At 69.4% G+C, this 17,735-nt stretch carries 20 protein-coding genes; 11 read left to right on the top strand and 9 right to left on the bottom strand.

Annotated features, from left to right (window positions below; genetic code table 11):
• Positions 1 to 103: 103 nt before the first annotated feature.
• Positions 104 to 352: a PRC-barrel domain containing protein gene (locus tag ACQUQF_RS09535; RefSeq protein WP_435178129.1), complete on the top strand. Its 249-nt coding sequence runs from the start codon at positions 104 to 106 to the stop codon at positions 350 to 352.
• 1 nt (position 353) lies between these two features.
• On the opposite strand, the gene ACQUQF_RS09540 is transcribed toward ACQUQF_RS09535, so the two are convergent.
• Complete coding sequence (locus tag ACQUQF_RS09540) at positions 354 to 971, bottom strand: metalloprotease (RefSeq protein WP_435178131.1); 618 nt, start codon at positions 969 to 971, stop codon at positions 354 to 356.
• Entirely contained in the window at positions 968 to 2,269 is a 1,302-nt protein-coding gene (locus tag ACQUQF_RS09545) for a TraB/GumN family protein (protein WP_435178133.1), read from the bottom strand. Before ACQUQF_RS09545 ends, ACQUQF_RS09540 begins: the two co-directional genes overlap by 4 nt.
• Positions 2,270 to 2,431: 162 nt before the next feature.
• Here ACQUQF_RS09545 and ACQUQF_RS09550 point away from each other — a divergent pair, with 162 nt between their 5' ends.
• Entirely contained in the window at positions 2,432 to 2,926 is a 495-nt protein-coding gene (locus tag ACQUQF_RS09550; RefSeq protein ID WP_435178135.1) for an acyl-CoA thioesterase, read from the top strand.
• A gap of 50 nt (positions 2,927 to 2,976) precedes the next feature.
• Here the strand turns inward: ACQUQF_RS09550 and ACQUQF_RS09555 are convergent, their stop codons facing one another.
• Both ACQUQF_RS09555 and ACQUQF_RS09560 read right to left on the bottom strand, forming a co-directional pair.
• A complete protein-coding gene (locus ACQUQF_RS09555; RefSeq protein ID WP_435178137.1) occupies positions 2,977 to 3,843 on the bottom strand; it encodes a DUF4397 domain-containing protein in 867 nt (288 codons plus the stop codon).
• Between the two features lie 500 nt (positions 3,844 to 4,343).
• The gene (locus tag ACQUQF_RS09560; RefSeq protein ID WP_435178139.1) at positions 4,344 to 5,102 is read right to left on the bottom strand and encodes a DUF4397 domain-containing protein; all 759 of its coding nucleotides are present in this window, start codon (positions 5,100 to 5,102) and stop codon (positions 4,344 to 4,346) included.
• Positions 5,103 to 5,430: 328 nt separating this feature from the next.
• On the opposite strand from ACQUQF_RS09560, the gene ACQUQF_RS09565 reads away from it, so the two are divergent.
• The gene (locus ACQUQF_RS09565; protein ID WP_435178141.1) at positions 5,431 to 5,895 is read left to right on the top strand and encodes a hypothetical protein; all 465 of its coding nucleotides are present in this window, start codon (positions 5,431 to 5,433) and stop codon (positions 5,893 to 5,895) included.
• An 18-nt stretch (positions 5,896 to 5,913) separates the two neighbouring features.
• Here the strand turns inward: ACQUQF_RS09565 and ACQUQF_RS09570 are convergent, their stop codons facing one another.
• Positions 5,914 to 6,810 carry a DUF7551 domain-containing protein gene (locus ACQUQF_RS09570; protein ID WP_435178143.1) on the bottom strand — a complete coding sequence of 299 codons (897 nt, stop codon included), beginning with the start codon at positions 6,808 to 6,810 and terminating at the stop codon, positions 5,914 to 5,916.
• Between the two features lie 103 nt (positions 6,811 to 6,913).
• Positions 6,914 to 7,789 (bottom strand): substrate-binding domain-containing protein, encoded by an 876-nt coding sequence (locus ACQUQF_RS09575; protein ID WP_435178145.1) that lies wholly within the window; start codon positions 7,787 to 7,789, stop codon positions 6,914 to 6,916.
• Between the two features lie 197 nt (positions 7,790 to 7,986).
• Here ACQUQF_RS09575 and ACQUQF_RS09580 point away from each other — a divergent pair, with 197 nt between their 5' ends.
• The 4 genes from ACQUQF_RS09580 (at position 7,987) to ACQUQF_RS09595 (ending at position 10,880) form a co-directional block, all read left to right on the top strand.
• A complete protein-coding gene (locus tag ACQUQF_RS09580; protein ID WP_435178147.1) occupies positions 7,987 to 8,157 on the top strand; it encodes an HEWD family protein in 171 nt (56 codons plus the stop codon).
• A 376-nt stretch (positions 8,158 to 8,533) separates the two neighbouring features.
• On the top strand, positions 8,534 to 9,220 hold the full coding sequence (locus ACQUQF_RS09585; RefSeq protein WP_435178149.1) for a MinD/ParA family ATP-binding protein: 687 nt from the start codon (positions 8,534 to 8,536) through the stop codon (positions 9,218 to 9,220).
• A gap of 28 nt (positions 9,221 to 9,248) precedes the next feature.
• Positions 9,249 to 9,875 carry an RAD55 family ATPase gene (locus tag ACQUQF_RS09590; protein ID WP_435178151.1) on the top strand — a complete coding sequence of 209 codons (627 nt, stop codon included), beginning with the start codon at positions 9,249 to 9,251 and terminating at the stop codon, positions 9,873 to 9,875.
• Positions 9,876 to 10,139: 264 nt separating this feature from the next.
• The gene (locus tag ACQUQF_RS09595) at positions 10,140 to 10,880 is read left to right on the top strand and encodes an HFX_2341 family transcriptional regulator domain-containing protein (protein WP_435178153.1); all 741 of its coding nucleotides are present in this window, start codon (positions 10,140 to 10,142) and stop codon (positions 10,878 to 10,880) included.
• A 606-nt stretch (positions 10,881 to 11,486) separates the two neighbouring features.
• Here the strand turns inward: ACQUQF_RS09595 and ACQUQF_RS09600 are convergent.
• Entirely contained in the window at positions 11,487 to 12,446 is a 960-nt protein-coding gene (locus ACQUQF_RS09600; protein ID WP_435178155.1) for an FKBP-type peptidyl-prolyl cis-trans isomerase, read from the bottom strand.
• Positions 12,447 to 12,607: 161 nt separating this feature from the next.
• Positions 12,608 to 13,729: a helix-turn-helix transcriptional regulator gene (locus ACQUQF_RS09605; protein ID WP_435178157.1), complete on the bottom strand. Its 1,122-nt coding sequence runs from the start codon at positions 13,727 to 13,729 to the stop codon at positions 12,608 to 12,610.
• 146 nt (positions 13,730 to 13,875) lie between these two features.
• Here ACQUQF_RS09605 and ACQUQF_RS09610 point away from each other — a divergent pair, with 146 nt between their 5' ends.
• From ACQUQF_RS09610 to ACQUQF_RS09625, 4 genes are all read left to right on the top strand, one after another.
• Positions 13,876 to 15,486, top strand: coding sequence for a DUF7096 domain-containing protein (locus tag ACQUQF_RS09610; RefSeq protein ID WP_435178159.1), 1,611 nt, complete (start codon positions 13,876 to 13,878; stop codon positions 15,484 to 15,486).
• 73 nt (positions 15,487 to 15,559) lie between these two features.
• The gene (locus ACQUQF_RS09615; protein WP_435178161.1) at positions 15,560 to 16,348 is read left to right on the top strand and encodes a DUF7345 domain-containing protein; all 789 of its coding nucleotides are present in this window, start codon (positions 15,560 to 15,562) and stop codon (positions 16,346 to 16,348) included.
• Positions 16,349 to 16,516: 168 nt separating this feature from the next.
• The gene (locus ACQUQF_RS09620) at positions 16,517 to 16,696 is read left to right on the top strand and encodes an HVO_2753 family zinc finger protein (protein ID WP_115796008.1); all 180 of its coding nucleotides are present in this window, start codon (positions 16,517 to 16,519) and stop codon (positions 16,694 to 16,696) included.
• Between the two features lie 2 nt (positions 16,697 to 16,698).
• The gene (locus tag ACQUQF_RS09625) at positions 16,699 to 16,965 is read left to right on the top strand and encodes an elongation factor 1-beta (RefSeq protein ID WP_435178164.1); all 267 of its coding nucleotides are present in this window, start codon (positions 16,699 to 16,701) and stop codon (positions 16,963 to 16,965) included.
• A gap of 98 nt (positions 16,966 to 17,063) precedes the next feature.
• Here the strand turns inward: ACQUQF_RS09625 and ACQUQF_RS09630 are convergent, their stop codons facing one another.
• The gene (locus ACQUQF_RS09630) at positions 17,064 to 17,690 is read right to left on the bottom strand and encodes a VOC family protein (protein ID WP_435178166.1); all 627 of its coding nucleotides are present in this window, start codon (positions 17,688 to 17,690) and stop codon (positions 17,064 to 17,066) included.
• Positions 17,691 to 17,735: the final 45 nt, after the last annotated feature.

The following is a 17,735-nucleotide window of genomic DNA, read 5'->3' on the forward strand; positions in this document are numbered from 1 at the left end:
CCGGCTCGCGATTTCGTCGCCGTTTCGCGACCGGTCGTCGGCTCCCGGGTCCTATCAGTCCGCGCCCACAGTATTCTTGGCTTGCAGTGCCGCGGGTACCACCATGAACGAGACGCTGACCCAGGACGACGAGGGCAAGCGGGTCGTCGGCCCGGACGGCGAGGTGCTCGGGACCATCGACAAGGTCGACCAGGGCGTGGCGCACGTCGAACCCGACGCCGGTGACTACGAGACCGTCAAGCGGTACCTCAACTGGGAGGACTCGGCGGCCGACGACTACACGTTCCAGGAGACCGCGGTCGAGGAAGTGACCGACGACGAGGTCGTCCTGCGGGGGGACGACGAGCGCTGAGTCAGAGGAGCGAGAAGCCGAACAGCGCCCACGCCGCCAGCGCGAAGCAGGGCACGCCGACGCCGACGAACGCGGCGAGGCTCCACTCCTTGACGGTGTTGCCGTCGAGCGGACCGAACGGGATCATGTTGAAGCCCGCGAGCAGGAAGTTGATGCGGACGCCCAGCGCCGCGACGCTGCCGAGCGGGCCGCCCAGCCCCAGTTCCAGCGGCAGGAACAGCAGGCCGAGCGCGACGTTGGTCACCGGGCCGGCCAGCGCGATGAGGCCGTTCTCCCGGAGCGTGGCCCGGCCCCGGTGGTACACCGCGCCGGGCGCCGCGAACAGGAAGCCCGCCAGCGCGCCCGCCACCGCGAGGAACAGCATGCCGTAGTCGGCCCGGAACTCCGCGACCTGGCCGAACCGGATCGCGGTCACCTTGTGGGCCATCTCGTGGAGCAGGAACCCCAGGCCGGCGGTCACCAGGCTCGCCGGCAGCAGGCCGAGCAGCGCGGCGGGCCGGTACATCAGGATGCGGCCGCCGCCCGCGAAGAACACCGCGAACGCCACGCTGAGGGCGGCCCACGCCACCGCGATGTCGACCAGCTCGCGCTGGCCGAACCGGATGCTTGCGACCTTCATGTGAGCGTCCGGACGATGAGGTCCGCGCTGTTGCGCGCGCCCTGGATCATCAGGTCGGTGATCTGGTCGACGCCGCCGATCTGCGAACCCAGCAGCGGCAGCACCACGAACGGGAACGCGAAGCTGGCGATCATGCTGCCGACGTTGGTCATCGCCACGATGGCGATGAGCCGGAACAGCGGCACGTCGAGCATCCGGTCGAGCAGGTCGCTCAGCGGGCTCTCCTCGTCGCTCAGGATCTCGTTGAGCGTCGCGATGTCGCCGACGTTGACCGAGGTGTACTTGAGCTCGACGTAGCCGGCGAACCAGCCCGGCGCGAGCAGCGGGTTGACGCTGGTGAGCCACGCGACCGCGCCGCCGACGCCCGCGGAGACCCAGCGCGCGCCGGCGAGCTTCGCCAGCCCGAACGCGAACACGCCGTTGAACAGGAACCACGCCGCGAACACCTTCAGCAGGAACGTGTCGCGGACCCCGGCCATGAACAGCAGGAAGAAGAAGGAGAGGAAGCCGACCGTGACCAGGTAGCCGAAGATCTTGAACAGCGAGAACCGGCTGCCGGTCTCCGTGCCGACGAGGCTCTCCATCGGCGGGAGGGTCTCGGGGTTCTTCAGGTACTTCTCGATGCCCGCCCGGTGGCCGGCGCCGACGACCGCGACGACGTCGTGGCCGGCGTCCCGCAACTGCACGAGGTTGTGGGCGATGAAGGCGTCGCGCTCGTCGATGAGGGCCTCGGCCCCGCCGGGCGAGAACTGGCGGAACTCCTCCATCATCGCGGTCACCACGTCGCCGTCGGTCAGCTCCTCGATGTCGAACTCCTCGTCCTCGGGGTCGCCGCCGACGCCGATCATCGCCAGGCAGAGCTCCCAGACCATCCGGAGCTTCTCGACCAGGCTCATCCGGGCCCAGAACCGCTGGATGGTCAGCTGGATGTCCCGGTCGACCAGCGCCACCTCGCTGCCGACCGCCTCGGCGGCCTCGATGGCGGCCTGCATGTCGGCGCCGGGTTCGATGTCGAACCGGTCGCCCATCCGTGTCTGGACGTACGACAGCATCCAGTAGGCGAGAAACTGGAAGACGGTGTTGCCCTCGAGCAGGTCCGAGGGTTCGAGGTCCTCGGCCACCTCGCCCTGCATCTGGCGGTAGCGGCCCTCGTCGAGTTCGACGGCCACGACGTCGGGCCGCTCGGCGTCGATGGTCTCGCGGACCTCCTCCACGCTGTCCGCGGAGACGTGGGCCGTCCCGACGACGCGGACGCTGCCCCCGCCGTCGCCCGGGCCCACCTCGGCTGAGTCGCTCATCGTTCGCCTTACACGCTATCCCTTTTTACCGTTGTCGATGGCCGGAGAATCGACAGACGCCGGACAGTTCCGGCGGCCGAGCGGCCACCGGACGGCTCCGTCGGTCCGGCCGGCGACCGCAAGACGAAAACGGGATTGCGAGCGAGCGAGACGTCTCGACCGATGACCGACACGTCGACGCTGCTGGACTCGTACACCGAGATGACCGAGATACTGCTGCCGAACGACACCAACAACCTGGGCCGGGCGCTCGGCGGGGCGGTGCTCCACTGGATGGACATCTGCGGGGCCATCGCCGCGATGCGGTTCTCGAACCACCAGTGCGTGACCGCCTCGATGGACCACGTCGACTTCATCTCGCCCATCGACCTCGGCGAGGTCGCGGTGGTCGAGGCGTACGTCTTCGAGACCGGTCGGACCAGCGTCGACGTGAAGGTCGACGTGCGCGCCGAGGACCCCCGGACGGGCGAGGAGCGCCAGACCACCACCTCGTTCTTCACCTTCGTGGCGCTCGACGACGAGGGGACGCCGACCGAGGTCCCTGACCTCGACTGCCCCAGCGACAACCAGCGGGCGCTCCGGGAGCGCGCCCGCCAGCAGCGCCGCGAGCAGCTGGCCGCGGTCGCCGAGCGGATCGAGCAGAACGGCGGGGAGTGAAGGCGCGCCGCGGACGCTGCGGCGTACTGCGCGCGGACCGCACGGCAGGGTTACGCCTCGGTCGTCGTCTCCTCACCGTCGGCGACTGTGGTCTCCTCGTCACCCTCCGCAGTCGCGGTCTCGTTCGCGGCCTGCGTCGTCACGCCGGGTATCTCGGGGTTGTCGGTCCGGTCGATCTCGACGAACAGCGCGAGCGGCTCGTCGCCCTGTTCGACCACGTCGCCGGCGAACGCGGTGTAGGCGGTCCGCTTCTGGAAGCTCTCGGTGAAGGTGGCGAGAATCTCGCCGTCGTCGCCCTCGGTCGCCTCCCGGACGTTCAGGGTGTACACGCCCGAGGGCACCGTCACGTACTCGCTGGCGTTGCCGAACGTGACGTTGTCGTACAGGACGTCGCCGGTCCGGTTGACCGTCACGTCCACCGGGCCCGCGCCGGGCGCGACGTGGACGAGTCGGACCGAGGCGTTAGTGCCGTTCGGCGCTCTCCGCGCGTCCTGCAGCGCGACGAGCCGGAACTCCTCGGTGGCGTTCTCACCGACCTCGCCGGCCGCGACGAGCGTGTACCGCTCGTTGGCCTCGACCGAGACCTGCTGTTCGAGCACGGTCGTCTCGTTCTCGGCGGTCACGACTGAGACCTGATGCGTTCCCTCCCGGAGGTCGAGATAGGGCGTCACGTCGCCGTACTCGAGGTTCCGGACCACCGTCTCGTTGTCGACGACCACGTTCACGGCCGGCGCGTCCGGCGACACGTGGGCGACGCGGACCTGCGCGTTCTCGGGGTCCTGCAGCGTCGCCGGGTCTCGGTCCGCGAGCGAGGCCGCTGGCCCGGCGGCCAGCCCGGCGACGACGAGGACCGCGAGGCCGACCGCGACGATACGTGTCGGTGTCGAGTCGTTCGCTGTCGAGTCGCCTCTCGCCATGCGTCACGGTCGCTTGCCACGCCGACGGGTATAAATCGAGCTGAACGTGGAGTCCGTTAACTGGCAATAGAAACTCTCGAAGGGCCGTTTTTCCGAGGTTAAGTCGAACCGACGCGGGCGAAACGAAGGTTACGGGACGACGGGCGGAACGAAGCGTGCGGACGATGATGTTCGTCCGCGCGGGCGATCGGGTCGCCGCGGTCCCCGAGCCGCGACCGGGCTGTCGGACAACGGCCCGGTTGTCGGACAACGGCCCGGTTGTCGGACAACGGCCCGGTTGTCGGACAACGGATCTCCGTAGCGGACGCTGTCTGCCTCGAAGTGTGGTAGTGCTCGGCCCGCGCGTTACAGCTGGACGGCTGTCGGCTCGCCTCCCGTCCCGTCGGCGGTCCTCTCGCTCTTACTCCCTCGGCGGTAATGCAGCTCTTACCGCGTCAGTGGTCGCTCCGCGTCTCGTCCCGCCGGCGACCGTCTCTCTCGTCGTTTCTGCAGTCAGTTCGTCACCCCTCGTTCGTCGCGTTCATCTCCTCGCCCCCGGCGTCGGTGGCGAGGATGACCCTGAACGGCTCGTCCGCCGGCTCGTCGTCGGGCGAGAGGTACCCGGCCGCGATGGCCGAGTAGACCGTCCCGCCCTCCAGCGAGACGTCGACCGTCGTCACGACCTCGCCGTCGTCGTCCTCGGTCGCCGGGCGGATCTCGAGCTCGTAGTCGCCCGCCGGGACGGTGACGTAGTCGGTCGCGTTGGCGAACGAGACGTTGTCGTACAGCACGGTGTCGGTGCCGGCGACCGTCACGTCCACGGCGGGCGCGTCGGGCGACGCGTGGACCAGCCGGACCGACGCGTTCTCCTCGCTCGGCGTCTCGAAGTCGTCGACGAACACGGCCGGACGGAACGTCTCCTCGGAGACCTCGCCGAGGGCCGCGACGGTGTACATCGTCCCGGCCTCGACGCTGATGTTCCCTTCGAAGACGACGGTGTCGTTCTCGGCGGTTCGGATGGTCACCGTCCGTTCGCCGGACGGTACCTGCAGGTAGTTGCTGACGGTGCCGAACTCGACCCCTTCGAGGACGGTGTCGCCGTCCACGAGCACGTCCACGGCGGGCGCGTCCGGCGACAGGTGCGCCACCCTGACCTGGCCGGCGCCCGAGTCGGCGGCGCCGGTAGCTGCAACCCCTATTCCCACGAACCCCGTCGTCACCAGCACGGCGACTGCGAGCGTCGCCGTCCGTCGGGTCTGTCTTGTTACGTTTTCCCACATACTGCGGCCGGGCCTCAGGACGAAGGGAGCATAAATGGACCCGACGCTCCACAGCGAAACCCACCGTAGAGTTCGCGAAAAGTTCGATTACGCGACTCCGGACCTTCGTCTGTCGACCCGGCGCAACACCGATTCCTGCACGGAGAACGCGGGCGCTAACGTCCCGGTAACAGTTGGTCAGTTTACAACAACCCGTGTGACCCGCCACGGGGCGCGGCGGTGGAACACGAACTCGCGCTGACGGCTCGGCGCGTTCGAATCAGACTCGTCGCGCTCGCACGCGGTCCGGAAGGAACGCTTTTCGGCGTGCCGGGCGTACCGTCCCGACATGGGACTCGACGTGGCGGTTCCCGACCCGCCCGAGCTGGCCGAGGAGACCGACATGCAGGAGTACGACGACGTCGAGGTGCGGGGCGACACCGACTACCGCCGGGAGGAGCTCGAGGAGTTCCTGCGCGACGGCGCGTGGGACGAGGCGTTCGGCGAGTGGGCCGAGCACACCGACCTCGACGAGGACGAGTTCGAGGTCGCCCGCGAACTGGGCCTGTTCGGCGAGTTCGACTTCTTCTGGGACGACTTCGCCGACCGCGTGGGCTACCACGCGCCCGGCATCCCCGAGGACTGGAAGGAGCGGGACTACCACCCGGACCTCGACTCGTGGAACGCGGTCTCGGGCATCAACGCCGCGATGACCGAGCTCGGCCAGGTCGTCTGCGACGTGCTGGAGACCGACTACATCGACTGGGAGGCCGAGTACGAGGCGCCCGACGACCTGCCGGACTTCGAGACCTGATTCGGTCGGGCCGACCGCTCAGGCGTTCTCCGGCACGGCGACGCTGACCGCCCGCGCGCGCCCGGCGTCCGTCGAGACGACGCACTCCCAGGCGGTCTCTCCCGTCGCGCGAAGCTCCGACACCGCGACCGTCTCGCCGGGGAGCCGGCGGTAGAGTTCGACCGCGAGCGGGAGCGTCGGCACCCGGCCGTCCGGGCGCTCGAAGGCGTACCCCTCGACCGCGACGGCCCACGAGCGGCCCGCGGAGGCCGAGTCGGCGGTCGCGGCCTCCGGGGGCGCCGAGCGCTCGTCGGTCGGCGCGACCGCGTAGTCGCCCACCAGCGAGAGGCCGTCGAACCGCGCCAGCGTCGCGTCCATCGGGTCGCCGGGGTCCGGGGCCGCGCCGAGCCGGTCGGCGGCCGCCCGGAGCACCTCGGCCTGGCGGCCGGGAGCGAGCCGGGCGTCGATCTCGGTCGCCATCGTCGAGAGCAGCACCAGGCAGAGCTCGTCGGGGTCGGTCACCGACTCGGCGGAGTGGAGGTACGCCTCCATCCCGCCCCGCTCGACCGCGGTCTCGCCGAGCGCCGACAGCGCCTCGAACACCGCGGCCGCCACGTCGTGGCAGAAGTCAGAGGCGGTCGGCGACTCGGTCTCGCGGTCGACCACCGGTACCGGGTCGACCGGACCGTCCGCGCCCGGCGACTCCGAGACCACGAGGTCGTAGTGGGGGAGCCGGGGGTCGTAGCGCCGGAGCTCCGCCCGGTACTCCGCGGCGAGCTCGGCGGCCGCGACCGCGGCGTCGCGGGTCGGGAACCGCTTGCCCGAGACCGGGACCGGTCGCTCGCCGGTCCGCGCGCAGCTCACGTAGAAGCGCCCGTCGTCCTCGTGGCGGTCCGCGATGCGTTCGCGCAGGTCGCGCAGGGTCCCTCCGACCATTTTAGGCCAACCTAAAACGTCGCAGGACAAGTAAATTCCGGTTCCCCGTCGGTCAGAAGCTAGTCCTCATTCGGTCGCTCCGACGAAATCACCCACTCACGGATCACCCCGACGGTATCTCGCGCTCGACCGGGTAGCTCTCGGGGACGCCGAACCCGGCGGCGGTCAGCGTCTCGCGCGCCGATGCCAGCCTCCGTACCCACTCGCGACCCCGGTCGGTCCGGCCGCGCGCGGCGTACCGGATGGGCGCCCCGGTGACGGTCCGGTCGGCGAGTTCGACGCTCGCCCGGGCGTACTCGTCGGCGCGGTCGGGGTCCGAGAAGTCGACGGCGTCCGGGAGGTCGAGGGACGGGAGGTCGTGGGCGACCGCCATGTTCCGGTAGGCGAACGCGGCGTCGACGCCGCCGGCCTCCAGCGTCCGGAGCAGTCCGGTCTCCGGGAAGACGCTCGTCCGGGCGAGGACCGCTTCGGCGTCGACGCCCTCGGCGAGTCGGAGCGCCATCACCGTCCGATAGCCCAGCGGGTCCCGTTCGGGGTCGGTCCGGCCGAGCGCGAGGTCCTCGTCGGCGAGGAGCGCGCGCCAGTCGCCGCCGTCGCCCGACGCGTACTCGGCGGCCGCGCCGTCGGGCGCGACCGCCACCACCAGCGCGTTGGTGGCGAAGCACGTCGCGCGGTCGGCGAGGCCGGCGAACAGGCCCGGGTCGGCCAGCGCCACCGCGTCCGGGTCGCGCAGGCCGTCGGCGAGGAGGCGGCGGCACGCGACGCTGCCGTGGGCCTCGACGCTCGCGCGGCCGACCCGGCCGGCGACCCGCTGGAGGCTCCCGGCCACGAGGACGTCCGCGGCGGACTCCGCGTCGTCCGCGGACCCTCCGTCGCTCGCGCCGGACCCCGACCGGACGGCGAACGCGCCGGCGCCAGCGGCGCTCCCGACCGCGAGCAGGCCCGCACCCCGCCGGAGCACCTCTCGCCGACTCGACACGGACGTAACGACAATAGCCTACGCAAAAACGATTACGTAACCACTTCCGGTTATACCATCGCAGTCAGGCCGATCGGTCGGCCGTCACGGAATCCGTTCGCCCAGACGCGGTCCACGTTCGTCGACCCGTGGCGGGACACCGGCAATCTCTGATGCAGGGGCGGAGTTTATCTATCCGTGCGTCCATCTCCCGGACAATGACCGAACTGGACCCGCCGAGCGAGCGGCAGTGCCTGCGGTGCGGCCGGCGCGACGTCTGGAGCGACGACGAGACGAACTGGCAGATCCGAAGCGAGGACGAGTCAGGCAGGCCGTTCTGCATCCACGAGTGGGACATCAACGGCACGTACCGGCCGATCAGCGACTAGCCGACCGCCGCGCTCCCGACGCAGGGCCGCGATCGCTATTGCTCCGAACGGGCCGATTTACCCGTATGACGCGCCCCTGTCGGCCCTCACGGCGACCCGCATCGGCGTCAATCCGTCGGCGGACGTCACGGTCAGCGAGGTGTCGCTCCGGTTCACCCACAACACGACCAGTTCGCTGGCGGACGTGATCGAGTTGGAGAGCGCCGACGGAGGCCGCGGCAAGTCCTCGTCGCGGTGCGGAAAGGCCGGGGCGGGGTCATCGCGGTCGAACCCCGGGACGGCTGGCCCGTGGAGTTGACCCGCGTGCCGGCTACCATCGCCGGCCGGCCGGCCCGCGCCCGAACATTCAAACCCGAGCGGGGGACAACCCGCGCCCATGTTAGCCGTCGCCGGAGGGAAGGGCGGAGCCGGGAAGACCACAACGACGCTCGGACTCGCGGGAGCGCTCGCCCGCCAGCGGCGCACCGTCGTCGCCGCGGACGCCGACCGCGAGATGCCCGACCTCCACGCGATGGCAGGGGTCGCCCGCGAGCCGGGCCTCGACGCGGTGGCGGCCGGATGGCCCGCCGGACTGGTCGCCGGCGCGGCCGGCCCGCCGACGCCCGGCGTCGACGTGGTTCCCGCCGCCAGCGGACCACCGGACGCGCGCCGGGAGGACTCCGACCTGGGGTCGCCGCTCGCCGGGATTCGCGGATGCGCCGACGCGGTCCTGCTCGACTGTCCGGCCGGCGCGGGACCGGACGCGGTCGCGCCGCTCCGGGCCGCCGACGCCGCGGTGGTCGTGACCACGCCCGAACCAGCGTGCCTGCGCGACGCGGCCAAGACCGCCGCGATGGCCCGCGAACTCGACACGCCGGTCGCCGGCGCGGTCCTCTCGCGCACCGGGGACCCGCCGGGCGGGGTCGGCCGTCTGCTCGACTGTCCGGTGCTCGGCGTCGTGCCGGACGCCGGCGTCCGCTCGGCCGCGGACGTCGGGACGTCGGGCGCGGAACCGCTCGCGAGCGACGGGGTGCGGGCCGCTCACGACCGAATCGTGTCAGCGTTACGCCCCAAATACTTATGAAACGAGGCCGCCAACGGGTGTAAATAACGTGGCACGGCGTCTCTCGACGGGTATCGACGTGTTAGACCGCAAACTCGACGGGGGCCTCCCGACGGGCAGCATCGTCGCGCTGTCGGCGCCGCCGGCGAGCCAGGCCGAGTTGCTGCTCTACGAGTTCACGTCGGCCCGCCAGACGCTCTACCTCTCGACCGACCGGGACGAGTCGGCGGTGTCGGAGGCGCTGCAGCGCGCGCCGGGTCGCACGGGGTCGCCGGACGTCCGGCGCGTCGAGGGCGACGCGCCGCTGGACCACTCCCAGCGGCTCTTCCGCCGACTGCCCGAGGACTCGAACCTCGTCGTCGACTCGGTCGACCTGCTGGAGCGCCAGGGCGAGGGCCGGTACCGCAACTTCCTCAACGACCTCCAGAACCACCTCCACAACACCGAGGGGGTCGCGATCCTCCACTGCCTCGACGGCCGGTCGGTGCCCGACGCCCGGGACGTGACCGAGCACGTCGCCGACGTGGTATTCCAGCTCCACACCCAGTACTCCGGCGACACGGTCGAGACCCGCCTGGCAGTGCCGAAGTTCCGCGGCGGCCGGGCGCTGCCCGAGACCATCAAACTCGAACTCGCGGAGTCGGTCCGCATCGACACGAGCCGCGACATCGCGTGACGGAGCGGGACTCCCGGAGTTCTCTCCGGCCGAGCGCGAGCGAGCCCCCGATTTTTCGCTGGAGGCCGTCTGATCCACCGAAACGGGAAGTTGACCGGTCCACCGCGGTTCGGGTGGATGACAGGGGCCGGGGCTTTCTGAGCGCTGTCCTCCCCGAGAATCTTCTTCCGGCAGATAGCCCACTTCGGAAGAATCTGATTCGACCTGCCGTGAGCCGATGCCGAGAATTTATACCCCGAGAACGCGGGCATCGACCTGTCCGCCATGCAGACGATAGACGAGGTCCACATCGCCCCGCTCGGCTTCGAGCACGACCGCATCGTCGGTCCGGTCCGCAGGCACAACGTCGACGTGCTCTACCTCCTCGAACACGACGACCCCGGCACCGGTCCCGCCTTCCCCGACGACCTGCGGGCCGAACTGGACGACCTCCCGGTTGACGTCCGGACCCGGAGCGTGGACGTGTTCGACATCTACGACGTGCTCGGCGTCGTGACCACGCTGACCGCCGACCACGCCGACGACATCGTCCGGGTAAACGTCTCCAGCGGGTCGAAGCTCGCGGCGGTCGGCGCGGCCATCGCGTGCATGGCCACCGACGCGACCGCCTACTACGTCCACCCCGAGGAGTACCCGGACGGCGACCGACACCGGAGCTCGGGCTACGCCGGCGACGAGGTGCTGCCCTCCTACCCCATCGAGTCGCCGACGACCGACCAGGTCGCGGTCATGGACTTCCTCGCCGACGCCAACTCGGACGTCCGGACCGTCAAGAAGAAGGACATCATCGAGTACGCCGAGGCGGAGGGCCTGGCGTTCGTCACCGACAACGAGCCCGCCAACGACAAGGCGAAGTTCGCGCTTCTCAACGCCAACGTCGTCGATCCGCTGCTCGACGACGGCTACATCGCGGTCGAGGACGTCGGCCGCCGGAAGCAGGTCACGCTCACCGACACCGGCGCCGACGCGCTCCGGGCGTTCCGCCACAAGATCCGCGACCGCTGAGACGGATTCTCTACCGCCGACCGGATGCGAGTGGTGTTGGTTCCGATAGTATAGATTGTTTCCATACTATCACTTGTAGCCTTAGTACGGATGGTAGCCTGATAGAATTGAATACCGCCGACGGACCAGATAGAGGTGGAGGTCGCAAGACCTCCGCAGGGCCGCCCGCCCCGCGCCTTCCGCCCTCCCGGCCAGCCAGGTCCGTCCGCCCTGTCGTCCCCGCCGGGCCTTCCGGGCCCGCCACGCCCTCCCCTCGCACGGCACCTGCGCCGCGCTCGGCGCGCGGTCCCCGCCGACGCGAACGCAGTCGCTTCGGCCCTCCCCACCGAACTCCGGTTCGGCCCCTACCGGACCGCCCTCGGTCCACCCCTCGAACCGCAGTTCGGTTCAGCCAGTCGGACCCCTTGCCTCCCGATTACACCGCACCTCGGCGCTCACCGACGAACAGGTCCACGCGCTTCGGTTGCGGGTGCGCCGCTCCGGGTCTAGAACGTGGAAACACCCCCGAGAAACCGCGCCGTGCGGACACGACTGAGAGCTACTCGGCGGTGGGGCCACTCCGGCCGCGCCGCTGGCCGGGGAGAAGAACGCAGGAACGGGTCGGGGTTACTCCTCGGAGGACTCGACTTCCTCGAGTTCCTCGACGATCTCGTCCTCGTCGACGTCGGCGTCTTCGAGCGCCTCCTCCAGGTCGACGTCGCCGCCGCCCATGCCGCCGCCCATCATGCCGCCCATCGGGCCCATGCCGCCGCCCTCGATGGTCTCCTGGACGATGACGCGGTCCAGCCCGAGCTGGTCCATGACGTTCTGGGCGATCTGCTGCTTCTGGAACATCCACTGCTGGTTCATCGCCAGCTGGGGCGTGCTCTCGATGTAGAGGGTCTCCTTCTCGACGGTCTCGGTCTCCGTCTCGGGCTCGGCGTCCTCGTCGTCCTCGTCGGGTTCGACGACCGTCTCCTCCTCGACCTCGTCGGTCTGGATCCACATGTCGAGGTCGGCGTCGAGGTACATCGAGATGAGGCCCTGGGCCTTCTCGACGCGGTCGTCGACCTCGCCGACGATCTCGTAGTCGTACTCGATGTCCTCGCCGGCCAGCGGGTGGTTGAAGTCCACGCGTGCGCGCCCGCCGATGATGGTCTCGACGTGGCCGTGCTGGCCGTCGACGTCGACGTGGGCGCCGGGGTAGCGGTCGTCCTCCGGGATCTTGTCGGCGCTCACGGTCCGGACCTGGTCGGCGTCGTACTCGCCGAACGCCTCCTCGGCGGGGATGGTGGTCTCGCCCGAGTGGCCGACCTCCTTCCCGATGATGTCCTCCTCGACGCTCTCGAAGATGTGACCCTCGCCGAGCACGATGACGCGGGGCTCGAACTCGCGGCTCTCCTCGTCGAGGCCCTCCTCCTCGGCGACCTCGGGGTCGGTCGTGTCGACGATGTTGCCGTCCTCCACGGTGCGGGCCGTGTAGTCGAGGCGGACGAAGTCCCCCTCCTGAAGTCCCTCATTGGCCTCCTCTTCGACGTCTGCTTGCTCTTCGTCGTCGGCCACTTCGGCCTCTTGTTCTTCACTCATACCCGAAACGTCGCTCGTTCGCCCCTTAAGAATCACGTTTCGTGTTTCCGGCGGAATCGGGGAAGATGCGCCCGAATCGGCCCCGGAGCCCGCCGAGCGACGCGCTTGGAGCTCTCGCCGATCTCCTCGAGGGGCAGCGTCCGCTGGCCGCACGCCGGCGACTACTCGTCGGTCGGTGTCGAGAGGTCCACGACGTTCTCCCGGCCGATGCGAACGCGCTCGACCGCGCCGTCGTCCTCGAGGTCTGAGAGGACGCGGGAGGTCTTCGACGCCGACCAATCGAGCACCCTGGCCATCTCGGCCTGTTTCATCCGGCCGCCGCGCTCGCGCAGGAGTGCCTCGACCTTCTCGGCGTCGGTCCTGACCGGCGCGGGGCCGTCGGAGCGCGGCGCGTCAGACGCGACGTCGAGCCCGCTGTCGGCCGGCGAGGAGTCCGCTCCGCCCGACTGAAGCCGCCAGACGACTGCGGCCGCGGCTCCGAAGGCGACCAGTCCGAGGCCGACGAGGAGTCGTCCGGATCCGTCGCTCGAGCTGTCCGTCGAATCCGCTCCAGCCTCGGTCGTGCCGCGAGCCGTCGCTGCGCCCAGTCCTTCGGTCGACATCGTCGGTTCGTCGGACGCCTCGACGCGGAACACCGCGCGAGGTCGCTGGTCTGCGAAATCGGAGGGGCCGAACCAGCGCACGACCCGCGAACCCCGTTCGTCCGGCGCGGGCGAGACGGTGTCGACGGCGTACCCCTCGGGAGCCTCGACCGCGAAGATGTCGTCGGCGTCGAGGTAGTATCCGCCCTGGAAGACGTCACCGACGACCAGCGCCGTCGCGTTCGGCCGTGCGGAGAAGTTAGCCCACCGGAACCGATACGTGGTGACGCCCCACCGTCGCGGCACCTCCTGAACGTCGGTGCTCGCCGAGAAACTCGTCGCCCTCATCTCCCGCCCGGTTACCGTCTCGGCGTCCGCGACGACGGACCTGATCCGCTCGCGGTACGTGTCGAGGTAGCGGGAGGTGTTGTTCCGGAAGCGGGCCTGGAACGACCGATACTGGTCGACCTCCCGTTGGGTCTCGAGGCGCGTCCGGATGACGACGGCCCACGTCGCGTCGCCCGAGGCCCGGACCGAAATGCGAGTCACCGTGTTGTCGACCGCGGGCCCGTCCGGGGCCGGGACCGACGCGGCGGTCCCGGGCGAGGGAGTGGCCGAATCGGTCGTACCCGGCACCGGAGCGAACGAGACGAACGCCAGTAGCCAGTAGAGGGCCAGCGCCAGACGACGCGCGTCGGTCATCGGGTAGGCCGTTTTCAGGGGGACCTGATAAACCATCCGGCCGTCGGCTGCAAACGGGTGCAATTCGGCGCAAACGTCGGCAAATCCCCACAAACCGGCGCCAGCGTCGCTCCGGTTTATAGGCTCGTCGCGAATAGCCACGCTCGATGATCAGCACCAGTCGACTGACGACGCTCGTTCTCGCGGCGCTGCTCGTCGCGGGGACTACCGCCCCGGCCGCGGCAACCGCCGGGTCGGGGGCGAGCCGACTGACCGAGTCGGTCGCGACCGGCCTCGCGGCCGCGGACGGAACGAACAACTCCTCGGTGAACGTTACCGTGGGCCAGCAGCTCTCGACGGTCGTCACCGCCACGAGCGACGAGGTGCAGACCGACTTCGAGAACACCGCCTTCGAGGTGAACTTCGAGGGCGCGAACGAGAGCGAACGCGCCGAGGCCGTCGCCGAGCGCGCCGAAACGCTCCGCGAGCGCGCCGAGCGTATCAACGAGGACTACCGGGACGCCACCACGGCCTATCGGTCGGGCGAGCTCACCGAATCGGAGTACGCCCAGCGCATCGCAGTACTGAATACGCGCGCGGAGAACGTCCGCGGGAGTTACGAGCGCCTGCAGGAACGCGCCGAGAACGTTTCGACGCCCGACCTGCGCGAGGCGGGGATCAACGGGACGACGCTGAACGGGTCGGTCGAGAGCCTCGACGCCGTGACCGGAAGCGGTCCGTCCGCGATCCTCGAACGCTTCACCGGACAGACCGAGGGTGAACTCGACATCGAGGCCGACGACGGCCTCACTGTCGAGGTCGAGAGCGAAGACGGCGAGCGCTCGGTCGAGGTCCGGCGGTCGCGCGACGACGACGAGACGATGACGGTCGACCGGTCCGCGGCGCTCTCGACCGCCCGCGAGGAACTTCCTGCCGCACCCGGTAACGGTAGCTGGACGCTGACCGAGGGGTCCGTCCACGCCGAGAGCGGTTACTACAAGTTCGAGTTCTCGTTGCGTGGGGCAAACGCGAGCGGCGAGTCGGAGGTCCGCGTGGACGGGTCGTCCGGGACGGTGTTCCGACTGGAACAGGAGGTCGAACACCGCGAACGGGACGAGCAGTCTGACCGCGGGAACGACGAGCGCGGCAACGAGTCCGAGCGCGACGGCGAACTCTCCCTCGTCGTCGCCGGCGGGACGCCCGCACCGAACGCGACGATCACCGTGAAGGCGGTCTCGGAGGGCGAACCCGTCCCGAACGCGACCGTCTACGTCGGTGACAGCGCGGCGGGCACCACCGACGACGCGGGGACAGTTTCGGTGACGCTTCCGGAGGGAGGCGCGACCGTGAAGGCCGTGCGCGGCGACCGGGAGGCCGAACTCGAATTCGAGTTCGCGGGACGGGAGGATAACGGCTCTCGGCGGCTCGACGTCTCGGGGAGCATCGACAACGGAACGGTGACCATCTCGGTCAGCGCCGACGGCGCCTCCGTCTCCGGCGCTACGGTCTACGCCGACGGCGACCGCGTCGGCACGACGGCCGCCGACGGAACCGTGAGCTTCGCGACCGATGCGACCGAGGAACTGGCGGTCGAGGTCGTGAAGGGTGAGTCCGAGGCCGAAGTGACCCTCGCTGTCTCCGGGGACTCGATGTCGCCCAGCGGCGAATCCGACGAGGGCGACGGTGACGAGGCCGAGACGGACGGCGAAGACGATGAAACGACGTCCGAGGAGGACGAAGCCGACGACGAAGACGAGACGACGACCGTAGACGACTAGCGGACGACAGTCAGGTCGCCCTCCTTCTGAGGGAAATGATGGAAACTCGAGAACGACACTTTCGGACGCCTCTATGAGTGGAAAAATAGACACCGAACCCACGGCACGTACCGCAGTCGCACTCGTGGCGCTACTCGCGATTTCGGCCGGAGCGGCCGACGTCACGGCGACGACAACGGAAGCGAAGGCCCTGAACGTCCCGTCCGAGGACGCCTTCGTCGTCTCGGTCTCCGACGACGGAGACGCCGAGGTGAGTTTGGTCACGACGTTCAACCTCACCGCGGACGCGGAGAAACGGGCTTTCGAGCGGTTCCGACGAAACGAGACGGAGCGACGGACACTCCGGCAGCAGTTCGCCGGCAACCTCCGTCACGTGATCGAGGCGGTCGACAACCGGACCGAACGCGACATGGGGAGCGCCAACCCGTCCGTGACGGTCACTACCGCGGGGAACGGGACGACGGGAGTCGTCGCGGTGACGGTCACGTGGCGGAACCTGGCCGCGGAACGCGACGGTTCGCTCGTCGTCGAGCAGCCGTTCGCGAGCGGCTTCCGGACGGAGCGGACGTTCGTCCTCCGGGCACCCGACGGCTACGCCTTCGCCGAGGTGACGCCGACAGCCGACACGAACCGCGACGCCACCGCGACCTGGACCGCGAACAGCTCCCTCGACGGGTTCCGCGCTGTCATGCAGTCCACCGACGAGGGTCTGGAGCAATCCTCCGCCGAGAGTGACGGCGAGCCGCAACCGAGGACGAGCGAGGAAACGGCCGACGGCGCTTCCGGGTCGATGCCGGGGTTCGGCGTCGTCGCCGCGTTCGCGGCGCTCGTCGCGAGCGTCGTACTCGCCTTGCGGCTATAGTCGCGGAAATCGCTCGTTCAGCTTCCGGTTCCGCGTCATCTCCCCTCTGCTCTCTTACTCGCTCAGTCCGGTTACCGATTCGGGCTGCGTCACTGGTTCGACTCGCAGCCGGTCGAATTGACGGCTCCTTTCGAAATGGTTTAAAGTCGCGCACGGGAAAGAGTGGGTATGAGTCAAGCCGAACAGACGCAGGCGCGACGGTGCGTCTCCTGCGGGATCAACATCTCCGGGACCAACGCGGCGTCGTTCAAGTGTCCCGAGTGCGGGCAGCAGATCTACCGCTGCGCGAAGTGCCGCAAGCAGAGCAACCTCTACGAGTGCCCCGACTGCGGGTTCATGGGACCGTAACCATGGGGAAGGTAGCCGCCAAGATCAAGGTGATGCCGCAGAGCCCCGAAATCGACCTCGACGACCTCCAGGACAAGCTCGAGGACTCCCTCCCGGAGGGCGCGAAGATCAACGGTTTCGAGCGCGACGACGTCGCGTTCGGGCTGGTCGCACTGCTCCCGACGGTCATCGTCCCGGACGACACCGGCGGGACCGAGGCGGTCGAGGAGAACTTCTCGAACGTCGAGGGCGTCGAGAGCGTCGAAGTCGAGAACGTCGGCCGGATTTAAGCCGGCTCTCATCCACTCGTTCTGCAGTTTCGGTGGACGCCGAGCAGAAGCAGTCGCGCGCAGACGGGTCTGAAACCCGAAATTCCGCGACTCCCGTTTCAGACGCCGGACCCGGCCGGCGCGTCGGGCAGGTCGTACTTCTCGACGTCCAGGCCGAGCTCGTCGAGCGCGGCCTCGATGTGGCGCTCCTCGGCGAAGTCGGCGCCGTCCTCCTCGCGGATGCGCTGTGCGGTCGCCAGCACCTCGCCCCGGCGGTCGTCGGGAATCGCCCACTTGTCGGTCGAGAGCTCGATGACCAGGCCGTTGTGGTCCTGGGTGTACAGCGAGTGGAAGATGCCGCGGTCGAACTCGTTGTAGCCGCGCCACTCCTCCTCCAGAGTCTCACGGATCTCGACGAACTCCTCGGGGTCGATGCTGAAGCAGAGGTGGTGGACCCCGCCGACGCCCGTGCGCTGGGGCCGGGGGTCCGAGTCGCGGTCGTCGTTCACGAAGAACGTGACGATGCGGCCGTCGCCCGAGTCGAAGAACAGGTGGGTCTGGGACGGGTCGTCGAGGTTGGGCTGGCGGAGCACCAGCGGCATCCCCAGGATGTCGCGGTAGAACTCGATGGTGTCCTCGGCGTTGCTCCCGATGAGCGTGATGTGGTCGGTACCGGTGGTGTGCATCGGACTGTCGGGCAGGTCGGACGTGATCTCGAAGTCGTCTGCGGATCGTCGGTTCGCCATGCGCGTGGGTAGTCGGTCGGCGACCATAGGTCTCAGGTTACACCG

The sequence above is a fragment of the Halorussus sp. AFM4 genome, assembly GCF_051194995.1.
GTDB lineage: Archaea > Halobacteriota > Halobacteria > Halobacteriales > Haladaptataceae > Halorussus.